The organism is Novosphingobium sp. 63-713 (assembly GCF_001898925.1).
Classification (GTDB): domain Bacteria; phylum Pseudomonadota; class Alphaproteobacteria; order Sphingomonadales; family Sphingomonadaceae; genus Novosphingobium.
This window is the reverse complement of record NZ_MKVS01000005.1, coordinates 371617-383692: the sequence shown is the minus strand read 5'-3', so window position 1 is coordinate 383692 and position 12076 is coordinate 371617. Positions and strand designations below refer to the sequence as shown.

Here is a 12076-nt window from a genome sequence, read left to right as displayed (position 1 = left end):
CCCCGGTGGCGCCCCACCATCCAATGCCACCATCCCTTTATCCCATTTTGCGGGAGGTTTTCTCATGGCCACTTCCTTTTCCAGTCCAACGGCATCTGGCGCGGCCTCCGGCGTGCCCATTGTCGCCGGGCTGCCCATGCCCGAATTTCGCCATATCACGGTTGAACCGATCAGCGGCGCCTGCGGCTGCGAGATCGGCGGGGTCGATCTGCGCCAGCCCCTGCGGCCCGAGGTGCTTGACGAGATCATGCTGGCCTTTCAGCATTTCCTCGTCATCGTCTTTCGCGATCAGGACCTGACGCCTGAGCAGCACAAGGCTTTCTCGCGCCATTTCGGCGAACTGACCGAATTGCCCCAGGCGCCCACCTATAATGGCGACAATCTGATGCAGGAGGTGCGCCGCGAGGCGTGGGAGCCGGTCAATGTCGTGCCCAGCTTTGAGCATTTCCACACTGACAGCCCGTTCCTGCCCCAACCGCCCAAATGCATTGTGATGCGCGCGCTCGATTGCCCGCAATGGGGCGGCGATACCGCCTTTTCCAACGCCTATCTGGTCTATGAGCATCTCTCGGACGGGATGAAGGCGCTGCTCGACGGGCTGCAGGTGGTCTATTCGGCCAAGGATGTGTGGAGCAAGAACGAGAAACTGCCCCCGGAAAAGCGGCTGCGCCTGCGCGAGAGCCATGGGTTTACCGAGGACCAACTGGAAAACATCCAGCCTGCCGTGCGCGTCCATCCCGAAACCGGCCGCCGCGCGCTTTTCGCCACCACCGCCTATTTCCGCCATTTCGTGGGGTGGAGCGAGGAGGAGAGCCGCGCCTTGCTCAACTATCTGCAAAGCCTTGCCCAGCATCTGCATTACCATTGCCGCGTCAAATGGCGCAAAGACACGCTGATCGTGTGGGACAACCGCTTTACGCTTCATCGCGGCGTGCATGATTTCAAGCATGAGCGGCGCCATCTGATCCGCACCACCGTGATCGGCGAGCGGCCCATGGGCATTGCCGATCTGGCCGCGCCGGCAGGGGAAGGGGCATGAAGGTTGGCGCCGCGATTGCGCGTATCCTCAAGATCGAGGGCGTCGATGTCCTCTTCGGCTATCCGCGCAATGCGGTGCTGGAGGCCGCCGCCAAGGAGGATATTCGCACCATCATCGTGCGGCAGGAACGCACCGGGTTGCATATGGCCGATGCCTATTCGCGCATGACGCGGGGGGCCAAGATGGGCGTCTTTGCCATGCAGCACGGGCCGGGCACGGAAAACGCCTATGGCGGCGTGGCGCAGGCTTTTTCCGAAAGTGTGCCGGTGCTGGTGCTGCCGCAAGGCTATGCGCGGGCGCTGGCCCATGTGCCCGACAATTACAACGCCTGCCGATCCATGCGCGACATCACCAAGACCGCCGAGCCGATCCTGCGCGCGCAGGATACGCCCGCCATCCTGCGCCGCGCCTTCACCGCCCTGCGCAACGGGCGGCGGCGGCCCGCTCTGGTGGAAATGCCGTGGGATGTGCTGGCCGAGGATGTGGGCGAGGCGCTGGATTATGCGCCGGTGGTTTCAACCCGCTATGGCCCCGATCCCGCGCAGGTGGCCGCCGTTGCGAAAAGGTTGGTGGCAGCGCCCCGTCTGGTGATCCATGCCGGGCAGGGGGTGCATTGGGCCAATGCTTACGGCGAATTGCGCGAACTGGCCGAACTGCTGGCCGCGCCCGTTTCCACCAGCCTTGAGGGCAAGAGCGCCTTTGACGAGACGCATCCCCTTGCGCTGGGTTCGGGCGGGGCGGCGATCCCGGGGCAATTGCGCCATTTCCTCGACCATGCGGATCTCATCTTCGGTATCGGCTGCAGCTTTGCCCAGACCGCCTTTGGCGTCGCCATGCCCGGTCATGTGCCGATCATCCATGCAACGCTCGACCCGGCCGACATCAACAAGGGCGTGCCTTGCGAGGCCGCACTGATCGGGGATGCGCAACTGACGCTGGCCATGCTGATCGAGGCGGTGCGCGCGCTGCTGCCCGCCCCGCGCGATATGGCCCCCGTGGCCGAGGAAATCGCCAAAGTGGAGCAGGCCTGGCTGGCCCAATGGCTGCCTTTGCTGGAAAGTGATGATGCGCCGATCAGCCCCTATCGCGTCTTGTGGGAATTGCAGCGCACGGTGGATGTGGCGGGTACGATCATCACCCATGACGCCGGATCGCCCCGCGATCAGCTAACGCCTTTCTGGAAATCGATCACCCCGCTCAGCTATATCGGCTGGGGCAAATCCACCCAGCTTGGCTATGGGCTGGGGCTGGCGATGGGGGCAAAACTGGCCTGCCCGGACCGGCTGTGCATCAATGTCTGGGGCGATGCGGCGATCGGCTTTACCGGCATGGATTTTGAAACCGCCGTGCGCGAACGCCTGCCGATCCTCTCGATCCTGCTCAACAATTCGGCCATGGCGATCGAGCTCGACCAGATGCCGGTTGCTACAGAGCGCTATCACGCCACCGCCATCTCCGGCCATTATGCCGATTTTGCCCGCGCGCTGGGCGGCTATGGCGAAAGGATCACCGACCCCGCGCAGATCGGCGATGCCATCCGGCGCGGGATCGCCGCCACGCAGGCGGGCCAGCCCGCGTTGCTGGAATTCATGACCGCCAAGGAAACAAGAGCTTCGCGGCTGTGACAGAGCTTCTGTCCCCGCAGGCGGAGCGCCCGCCCATCCGACCATTGACCACCGGGGAGGTGCAGGCTTTGCTGGATGGGCGGGAGGAGGCTCTGGCCGATCTGCGCGATGATATGACCGCCAATTTCGCGCGCGGTCCGGGGGCGATCCTGCTGCGCGGGCCGGACCCTGCCGCGTTTGGCGAGGCGCGCTTTGCCTCGGTCCTTGCGCGGATCGGCGGCTGGCTGGGCACGCCCGCGATCCAGTCTCCGCAGGGCGAGATGGTGGCCCGTGTGGAGCGGCGGGGCGATGATCCGGCCGCGCGCGGAACCCATTCCGACCTTGAACTGCGGCCCCATACCGATCTGCATGATATTCTGGCGCTGGGCTGTTTTCGCAGCGCATCGGCGGGCGGGGAAAGCCTGCTGCTGTCGGCCCGCGATCTCTATGACGCGATGCTGGATGAGGCGCCGCAGCATCTTCCCGCCTTGGCCAAGGGTTATCCTTGGGGCACCAACCCGGCTCTGGCCTCGCGGCACAGGCTTCGCCCTCGCCTGCCGATCCTGTTCATGCCCCAGGGCGGACGCGGGGCGCAGGTGGCCTTCAACGGCTATTTTCTGCGTCAGGCGGCCCATGAACGGGGCGAGGATCTGCCGCCCGCTCTGGCCGCCGCGATCGAGCGTATGGAGGCGGTTGCCGGTCGGCTGGCCGCACGCAGCCTGTTTGACCTGATGCCGGGCGACATGCTGTTCTGGCATAACTGGAGCTGGCTGCATGGTCGCATGCCCTTTGCCGACCGGGCCGGACATACCCGCCTGCTCTTCCGCCTGTGGATACGCTCCGCGCTGGCCCCGCGCGCCGGTCCGGGCCTGCTTGAACTGGGGCTGCGCATGGATGAAGATCACCGACTGACGGCTCAAATGGGGAGAGAGAAGCCATGAGCGAAGCCATTGCTCAGGATAAAGAGGCAGGCTGGCCGTGGAAAGCGAGCTGGCCGCTGGCGCTGCTGACGCTGATCGCGGTGTTCAACTATCTCGACCGGGCCTTGCTCGGGCTGGCGCTGCCGCTGGTCAAGCGCGAATTCGGCGCGTCCGATACGGTGCTGGGGCTGGTGACGGGCGTGGCCTTTGTTCTGCTCTATTCGGTGCTGGGTGTGCCGATCGCCTGGCTGGCGGATCGCTATAACCGGCGCAACATCATCACCTTCGGCCTGGCCTTCTGGAGCCTGATGACCGCGCTGACCGGCTTTGTCGGTTCGGTCTGGCAATTGGCGATGGCGCGTTTTCTGATGGGCGCGGGCGAGGCCTGCGCGATGCCGCCGTCCAATTCGATCATCGCCGATCTGGTCCCGCCCCGCCGTCGTCCGCTGGCCATGGCCATATTCGGCACGGCCAATTCGCTGGCCTTCATCATCTTCTTTCCCATCGCCGGGTGGGTGGCCCAGCATTATGGCTGGCGGGCGATGTTTCTGGCCATGGGGGCGCCCGGTCTGGTGGTGGCCTTGCTCTTCATCGCCACGGTGCGCGAACCTGCGCGGCAGAGCCATGGGGGGGGCGATGCGGCCCGTCCGCGCGGCGGAGAGATGACGGGCGGCGCGATCCTTGGCGATGTGGCGGACCTGTTCCGCAACCGCTGGTTTGGCTGGGTGTTTCTGGGCGTGACGCTGATGGGGGCCAATGTCTGGGCGGCGGGGGCGTGGACGCCCACCTTCTTTGCCCGCGTGCATCATATGGGCCTTGCCGAGGTGGCCGGGACGGTGGGACCGGTGCGCGGCTTTGTCGGTGCGGCGGGTGTGCTGGCGGGGGGATTCCTGATTGATCGGCTGCCCGCTCATCGCGACAGTTGGCGTATGGCCATTCCCGCCATCGCCTGCATTCTGGCCGGGCCCGCCGAGGCGCTGTTCCTGCTGGGCGATGCGCGCGCCCTCTGGCTTTCCGGCTTTGTCGCCACCAGTTTTCTTTCGCTGATCCATCAGGGGCCGATCTATGCCGCGACGATGAATGTCGTCCGGCCGGGCCAGCGCGCGCTGGCGATTTCGGTGATCCTGTTCGGCGCCAGCTTTCTGGGCAATGTCGTGGGGCCTAGCGCCGTGGGCCTGCTCAATGACAGGCTGGCGGCGGAATATGGCCCTCTGGCGGTGCGCTATTCGATGCTCATCATCGCGGTCACGCCGGTTCTGGCGGGCCTGTGTTTCCTGCGCGCCGCCTTTCTGCCGTCAGAGGCCGCCCGGCCCCGCGCCATGCCCTATCCCAGCCGCCAATAGGTCGCATAGCGTTCATGCGCGATGCGGTAATAGGGAATCAGGCGCAGGGGCTGCTGCCGGGTTGACGCAATCGTGAATTCCAGCGGCCCGGCGCCGGGGCTAATCCTCTGCGGCAGGGTCTCTGCAGGGCCGCTGATGGCGGGCGCCGCAAAGGCGGTGTCATTATATTCGCCATACTTCCTTTCGTTGACAATGATATCGGCGCCGGGAGCAAGCCCCTCGCCCCCCAAAGCCCCTGCCAGCACCAGCGGACCATAGGTAAAGGCCACGATATCGGGCGCGGTGGGCGCGCTCTGTGTCCCATGCTCCATGATCAGGCGCAGTTCGACCTCATCGCCATCGCGCCACGTGCGGGCTATTTCGACATAGCGGCCCGGCGTGGCCGAGAGCGCCACCTGTTTGCCATTGACCAGCACGGCGGCGGTTCGGCTCCAGCCGGGATGGCGCAATTTGAGGGTCAGGTCTGCGGGGCGCGTCAGTTTCCAGCGCAGATGGGTCACCGAACTTTCGGGGAAATTCGTGGTCTGAACCAGTTGCGCATCCTGCTCGCGCCAATGCAGGGCGGATGGGATGAACAGGTTGACGTAAAGCGTGCGGCCATCGTGGAAATAGATGGAATCGCGATATTTGACATGGTTCTCCATGCCTGTGCCCGTACAGCACCAGAAGGAATCCTCCGGGCTGTGGTATAGTTTCATATAGCCCGGCCGGGCGCCCTGAAAATAGGTGACCATGCCGCTGTCGGGGTCTTGCGAGGCAAGGATGCCGTTATAGAGCGTGCGCTCGTAGAAATCGGCATAATCGACCGAGGGATCGTTCAGGAACAAGGCCCGTGTCAGCTTGAGCATATTATGCTGGCCGCAGGTTTCCGACCCCTTGGCGGAAAAGACATGTTTGTCGAATTGGGCCGTCGGAAAGAAATGTTCATTATCGCCATGGCCGCCGGTGGCAAAGGAGCGGTTATTGACCACTGTTTTCCAGAAGAATTGGGCGGCATCGCGATAGGTTTCATCGCCGGTTGCCTCGTAAACTCTTTCAAAGCCGACGATTTTGGGGATCTGCGTGTTGGCGTGCAGCCCGTCGAGCTGATCGTGCCCGGCGGCCAGCGGGGTCAGGATCGCCTTGTGCGAAAAGCGCCGGGCCAGCAGGCGATAATCCTCTTTGCCGGTCATGAAATAGAGATCGGCCAAAACCTCGTTCATGCCGCCATGTTCGGTATCGAGCATCGCCTCGAACTGCCCATCGGACAAGGGGCGCGTCGCGATCACCGCCCAGTCGGCCAGACGGATCAGCACATCGCGCGAAAGGGTGCTGTCGGCCAGCAGCGCGGCGTCGCGCAATCCGGCAAAGACCTTGTGCAGCGTGTACCACGGAACGCCGGTGATCTTTTCCCCGCGCAGATGCGCCGCGACCAGCCCGGCCCCTTCCGGAAAGGCGCAGACGAGGCCCGTGCCGGATGCTTTCTGGCATTCGGCCAGTTCGGCGGCGATATGGTCCACCCTTTGCCGGAAACGGACATCGCGGGTGGAGCGCCATGCCAGCGAACAGGCGGACAGATAATGGCCCAACGTATGGCCCTGACAATGGATGTCCTGCCACATCGGCTCGGATTCCCATCCGCCATAGGCGTGCGCCTTGGGCGGCAATCCGGCATTGACGCGGAAATTGTGGAGCATCCGGTCGGGCTGGAGCCGCAGGAGATAGGCCTCGGTCATCCTCTGGGCATGCAGAAAGGGGCTTTCGCCCAGTTCGACATCGGCCAGATCGAAGGGGCGCAGCCGGGCCTTGCCGAATGCGGGCAGGACGGATTTGGTCACCGCGCCCGCTCCTGCCGGCAGGAGGCCGAGGGCAATGGCCGATGTGGCGGCCGATGCCAGTATTTCTCGCCGGGAATGTCCGGTGCAGCAGGTCGGATGGGTCAAGGCTCTCCCCCTTGTTTCTTGATTATGCAAAGTTAGCGTTATCCTATCAGGGAAAATCCATGGCTCCAAGACCCTGATTACCAATGGGCGCCAAGCCCGAAAATGATTGCTTTCTCTCTTGCCGTTCGCGGGGGACCTTATTAGGATAGCGTTATCAAAAAATGGTGGAACGGATGTCTGATACGCCCGCGGCTTGCCGTAAGGCCGGTTTTTACCGAAGTTTGGCGGGACAGTGGTGAGTGGTGCTGATGGTGGCTGTTTCCGCCCGACCTCGCCCCGGCAGCCTTTCCTCCCTGACGGAGATGATGCGATGAATTTGGCTAGCTATGGGCGGCTGACTGTGATCCTTGGGGCGGCGCTGACGGGCGGCGCGGCGCAGGCGGCCTCGCTCAACCTGTCGCCGGTGTGGGGCGATCATGGCGTGATCCAACGCGAGGCCCCGGTTGTGGTCGGAGGCACCGCCATGCCGGGCGCGACGGTCAAGGCATCGCTCGGCGCCGCGCAGGCGCAGGCCCGCGCCGACAGGACCGGCCATTTCGCCCTGACCTTTCCCGCGCGTGAGGCATCGGAGGTGCCGGTTGATCTGACGGTGGAGGCGGGCGGCGAAAGGATCGTGCGCCACGATCTGCTGGTGGGCGATGTCTGGCTATGTTCGGGGCAATCGAATATGGAATTCCCCGTGGCGCGGGCGCTGAACGGCGGTTTCGAGGCTGCCATGTCCAGTGATCCGCAATTGCGCCTGCTGACCATTCCGCAGGCCATTTCCTTTTCCCCGCGGGAGGCCTTTGCCCGGCCAGTGGTTTGGCAATCCGCCGCGCGTGAGAGCGTCACGAGCTTTTCGGCGGCCTGCTATTTCATGCTGCGCGATCTGCGCAAGGCGCTGAAAGTGCCGATGGGGGCGATCCATTCCAGTTGGGGCGGCTCGCAAATCCGCCCATGGCTCAGCCCGGAGGCCGGGCTGGCGCTTTACGGCAGCGCGGAGATGGCCTCCATCAAGCGCTTTGAGAACGATCCGCTGGCCGCCGTCACCGCCTTTTCGCCGCGTTGGGAGGCATGGTATCGCGGCGCCACCGGGGGCGGTCAGCCATGGCTGCAGCCCGACACGCTGAGCTGGCAGCCGGTGCCCTCGATCCAGGGCTGGCTGGCATGGGAAGGCACACCGCTGGCCGCCAAGCCGCTGGGTACGGTCTGGCTGCGCCGTCAGGTGACGCTGAGCCGCGAGCAGGCTGCTGCCGGGGCCGTGCTGGCGCTGGGCGTGCTGGATGACATGGATGTGACCTATGTGAACGGGCGCGTTGTTGGCAACAGTTTCGGCTGGGATTATCAGCGCGAATATCGCCTGCCGCCCGCCTATCTGCACGAAGGCGTCAACGAGATCATGGTGGCCGTGACCAACACCTATGGCAATGGCGGCTTTGCCAGCAGCGCGGACAAGCTGGCGCTGCGTATCGCGGGCGGGGAAACCATGCCGCTGGGCGATGGCTGGCGCTTCAGTATTTCGGGCGCGGGGGCCAATCCGCCGCGCACCCCATGGGACGCCAATGCGGGCATCGGCGTGATGCACAACCGGATGATCGCCCCGCTTGGCGCCTTCGCGCTGAAAGGGGCGGTGTGGTATCAGGGGGAAAGCGATGTCGATACGCCCGGCTATGCTGATCGCCTGAAGGCGTTGATCGCGGGATGGCGGCGGCAATTTGGCGCGAAACTGGCGGTCGAGATCGTGCAATTGGCCGATTACGGCCCGGTGCATACCGCACCCGGCGCATCCACATGGGCCGCGCTGCGCGACGATCAGCGCCGCGTGGCTGCTGGTGATCCGCAGGCCGCTCTGGTCAGCGCCATCGACATTGGCGAGCGCACCGATATTCACCCCGCCAACAAGCCCTTGCTGGGCAAGCGCCTGGCTTTGGCCGCGCGCGGGGTGGCGATGCCCATGCCCTTGGAGGCCTGGCGCGAGGCGGGCGGCGTGCGCATCCGCTTTTCCGGCATCGAGGGCGGGTTGCAGGCATGGAGCGCGCCCGGCCCGATTGGTTTTGAACTGTGCGATGGTGCAGGGCAATGCCGCTATGCCGCCGCGCGGGTGGATGGCGACAGCGTGGTGCTGGCCGATGACGGCAAGCCGGTGGCGCAGGTGCGCTATGCCTGGGCCGACAGTCCGGTGGTCAACCTGTTTGATGCGCGCCAGATCCCGGTGCCGGGCTTTGCCCTGCCGGTTGCGCCATGAAAGGGCGCGTCAGGCCGGAGGAGGGCCATCGGATTCGCGCTGGATAAACGTATAGTCCAGCGAGACATGGCGTGGCTTGCGCGGTTGTTTCTGGCGTTCCAGCCGAATATCCTGCACCAAAAGGTCGATGGCGTTCTCGGCCATTTCGCGGATAGGCTGGCGGATGGTGGTCAGCTCGGGCCAGATGGTGGAGGCCAGCGCCGTATCGTCAAAGCCGCAGACGGTGAGATCGCCCGGCACATCCAGCCTCATGCGATGAGCCGCCGCCACGCAACCGGCGGCCATATCGTCGTTCGAGGCAAAGATCGCAGTGGGCCTCTCCTTCATCGCCAGCAGCTTGGCCGCCGCGTCCATGCCCGAACGATAGGTGAATTCCCCTTGCTGGATCAGCGCCTCATCCACCGGCACCCCGGCATTGAGCATACTGTCGCGGAAACCGGCCAGACGCAGCGCGCTGACCGATTGCGCCGGATTGCCGATGATAAAGCCGATGCGCCTATGGCCCAGCGCCAGAATATATTTCGTCATGTCCAGCGCGGCCTGATAATCGTCGATCATCACCGCGCCGTGATGGGCGGCGGCCTGGCCGGGGCCGATCAGCATGGCATGGGCCCGCAGCCGCCGCAGCAGCGCCAGCAGTTCGGCATCATCGCTGAGCGGCGGAGGCAGGATGAAACCGTCAATACCGCTGGCGGTCAGCTTGTTGATCAGCCTTTCCTTGTCCTCGCCCACATCGCAGCGTTCGATCACCAGATGCGCGTCGAGGCGGCTGGCCGCGTCCATTCCCCCGATCAGCAATTCGGTCAGATAGGCCGCCGAAGGGTTCACATAAAGCAGCGCGAGCCGGATCTGCGATACACCGGCCAGACTGCGCGCGGCCTTGTTGGGCGCATAATCCAGTTCCTTGATCGCGGCCTCGACGGCCACCCGCGTGTCCTCGCGCACGCCGCTGCTGCCGTTGATGACGCGGCTGACGGTCATCGGCGAACATTGGGCCAGACGGGCAACGTCATTGACAGTGGGGCGGCCAGACTGGCGGCGGCGCAGGCGAGGTTCTTTCATGGCGTCCTTATCCTTTCGGGATATTTGGCGCGAGCCCTCGCGCAATGCAACATGAGATGCGCGACCGACGCGATTGGGGCTTGCGCAGGCGGACGGTTTTGTTAAAGTTAGCGCTATCAATAGTCGGACGAAACGACGCAGGCCGACATCGGCAAATACTGAGAGGCATAGCTGCGCAGCAGCATGGGCAGATGAGCATGGCGTTTTGCGAAAGAGAGCGATCCTTGATCGCATGATGCTTTGTCGGCCTGTGCCTATTGGGCGCCGAGCCAAACAATCAAAAGTCCTTTTGGGGAGAATGCTTGTGGAAAAGACCATGATGCGCGCCGCTTTGCGCTCAGCCTTTCTGGCCGGGGCGGGCGCGGCCCTGATGGCAGGGGGCCCGGCCATGGCGGGCGCGCCGGTGGAGGTGACCGTGGAGGCCGCCAAGCCGGGCGATGTGATCGATCGCAATATTTTCGGCCAGTTTGCCGAACATCTCGGTTCGGGCATCTATGGCGGCATCTGGGTGGGCAAGGATTCGCCCATTCCCAATGTGCGCGGGATCCGCTCCGACGTGGTGGCCGCGCTCAAGGCGATCAAGGTGCCCAACGTGCGCTGGCCCGGTGGTTGCTTTGCCGACGAATACCACTGGCGCGACGGGATCGGCGCGGCCGACAAGCGCCGGGTTCAGGTCAATACCAATTGGGGCAGCGTGCCCGAATCCAATGCCTTTGGCACGCATGAATTCATGGATTTTGCCGAGCAGATCGGCGCCGACCCCTATGTTTCGGTCAATCTCGGGTCGGGCAGCCCTGCCGAGGCTTCGGCCTGGGTGGAATATATGACCGCCGAAAAGGACACCACGCTGGCCAAGGAGCGCGCCGCCAATGGCCATGCCGCGCCTTGGAAAGTGCCGCTGCTGGGCATAGGCAATGAAAACTGGGGCTGCGGCGGGGCCATGTCGGCCGACCACTATGTCGAGGAGATGAAGCGATTCACCAACTTCATCCGCAATTTCAACCCGGCCCAGCGCGAGAAAGACAAGATGAAGCGCATCGCCGTGGGCTGGGATGGCGGCAAGCTGGATTATACCGAACGGGTGATGAAGGCGTGGAAGGACCACGTTTACAGCTGGGACATCGAGGGCATCTCGCTGCACAGCTACACCATCGGCGGGGCATGGCCGCCGCATCAGGTGGCCACAGGTTTCGGGCTGGATGATTATGCCGCCGTCATCAAGGACACGCTGCGGATGGATCAGTTGATCAATACGCAGACCGCCATCATGGACAAATATGATCCGGCCAAGAAAGTGTTTCTGGCCGTGGACGAATGGGGCGCGTGGCTGACACCCACGCCGGGCACCAATCCCGGTTTCCTGATGCAGCAGAACAGCATTCGCGACGGCATTCTGGCCGCGATCAATCTCAATATCTTTGCCCGCCATGCAGACCGGGTGAAGGTGGCCAATATCGCCCAGATGATCAATGTGCTTCAGGCGATGATCTTCACCGATGGCGCCAAGATGGTGCTGACGCCCACCTATCACGTCTATCGCATGTATGTGCCGTTTCAGGATGCGCGCTTTGTGCCGGTGAAATTTGCTGCGGGCGAATATGTGCGCGGCGCGGTGTCCATGCCCAAACTGGACGCGATGGCGGCGCGCGATGCGCAGGGGCATCTCTGGCTCTCGCTGGTCAACATTGATCCCGAAGCGCCCGCCAGCATTCACCTTTCCGGTTATAAATCGGCCAGCGGTGATGTGTTGACCGCGCCCAAGGTGGACAGTGTCAACACGTTTGACGCGCCCGCCATTGTCGCGCCCAAGCCGGTTTCGGTGAAGGGCAAGGCGGGCGGTCTGACGCTGGAACTGCCCGCGCGTTCGGTGACGGTGGTGCGGCTGGATTGAGGACGGAAAAGGCGTGGATCTGGGGTCCACGCCTGCGGCGGCTGCGCTTCCCTCACCTGTGGCCGCCGCAA

General features: G+C 64.1%; 8 protein-coding genes. 6 read left to right on the top strand and 2 right to left on the bottom strand.

The window, feature by feature from the left end:
- Positions 1 to 64 precede the first annotated feature (64 nt).
- From BGP00_RS02650 to BGP00_RS02635, 4 genes are read left to right on the top strand one after another with little or no spacing between them, the layout of a single operon-like run.
- A complete protein-coding gene (locus BGP00_RS02650; protein ID WP_292921564.1) occupies positions 65 to 1039 on the top strand; it encodes a TauD/TfdA family dioxygenase in 975 nt (324 codons plus the stop codon).
- Complete coding sequence (locus BGP00_RS02645) at positions 1036 to 2664, top strand: thiamine pyrophosphate-requiring protein (protein WP_292921565.1); 1629 nt, start codon at positions 1036 to 1038, stop codon at positions 2662 to 2664. Before BGP00_RS02650 ends, BGP00_RS02645 begins: the two co-directional genes overlap by 4 nt.
- Positions 2661 to 3584: a TauD/TfdA family dioxygenase gene (locus BGP00_RS02640; protein WP_292921566.1), complete on the top strand. Its 924-nt coding sequence runs from the start codon at positions 2661 to 2663 to the stop codon at positions 3582 to 3584. Before BGP00_RS02645 ends, BGP00_RS02640 begins: the two co-directional genes overlap by 4 nt.
- Positions 3581 to 4906 carry an MFS transporter gene (locus BGP00_RS02635; protein ID WP_292921568.1) on the top strand — a complete coding sequence of 442 codons (1326 nt, stop codon included), beginning with the start codon at positions 3581 to 3583 and terminating at the stop codon, positions 4904 to 4906. The genes BGP00_RS02640 and BGP00_RS02635 overlap by 4 nt, the downstream gene beginning before the upstream one ends.
- Here the strand turns inward: BGP00_RS02635 and BGP00_RS02630 are convergent.
- Positions 4888 to 6828 (bottom strand): glycoside hydrolase family 127 protein, encoded by a 1941-nt coding sequence (locus BGP00_RS02630; protein ID WP_292921570.1) that lies wholly within the window; start codon positions 6826 to 6828, stop codon positions 4888 to 4890. The genes BGP00_RS02635 and BGP00_RS02630 overlap by 19 nt on opposite strands.
- Positions 6829 to 7138: 310 nt before the next feature.
- Here BGP00_RS02630 and BGP00_RS02625 point away from each other — a divergent pair, with 310 nt between their 5' ends.
- On the top strand, positions 7139 to 9052 hold the full coding sequence (locus tag BGP00_RS02625) for a sialate O-acetylesterase (RefSeq protein WP_292921572.1): 1914 nt from the start codon (positions 7139 to 7141) through the stop codon (positions 9050 to 9052).
- Between the two features lie 9 nt (positions 9053 to 9061).
- Here the strand turns inward: BGP00_RS02625 and BGP00_RS02620 are convergent, their stop codons facing one another.
- A complete protein-coding gene (locus BGP00_RS02620) occupies positions 9062 to 10114 on the bottom strand; it encodes a LacI family DNA-binding transcriptional regulator (RefSeq protein WP_168601560.1) in 1053 nt (350 codons plus the stop codon).
- Positions 10115 to 10418: 304 nt separating this feature from the next.
- Between BGP00_RS02620 and BGP00_RS02615 the strand changes: the two genes are divergently transcribed.
- Positions 10419 to 12005, top strand: coding sequence for an alpha-L-arabinofuranosidase C-terminal domain-containing protein (locus BGP00_RS02615; protein WP_292921575.1), 1587 nt, complete (start codon positions 10419 to 10421; stop codon positions 12003 to 12005).
- Positions 12006 to 12076 lie beyond the last annotated feature (71 nt).

Bases quoted from the DNA above. Each gene is read 5' to 3' on its own strand.
- BGP00_RS02650 (WP_292921564.1), top strand. From the start codon at position 65: ATGGCCACTTCCTTTTCCAGTCCAACGGCATCTGGCGCGGCCTCCGGC.
- BGP00_RS02645 (WP_292921565.1), top strand. From the start codon at position 1,036: ATGAAGGTTGGCGCCGCGATTGCGCGTATCCTCAAGATCGAGGGCGTC.
- BGP00_RS02635 (WP_292921568.1), top strand. From the start codon at position 3,581: ATGAGCGAAGCCATTGCTCAGGATAAAGAGGCAGGCTGGCCGTGGAAA.
- BGP00_RS02625 (WP_292921572.1), top strand. From the start codon at position 7,139: ATGAATTTGGCTAGCTATGGGCGGCTGACTGTGATCCTTGGGGCGGCG.
- BGP00_RS02620 (WP_168601560.1), bottom strand. From the start codon at position 10,114: ATGAAAGAACCTCGCCTGCGCCGCCGCCAGTCTGGCCGCCCCACTGTC.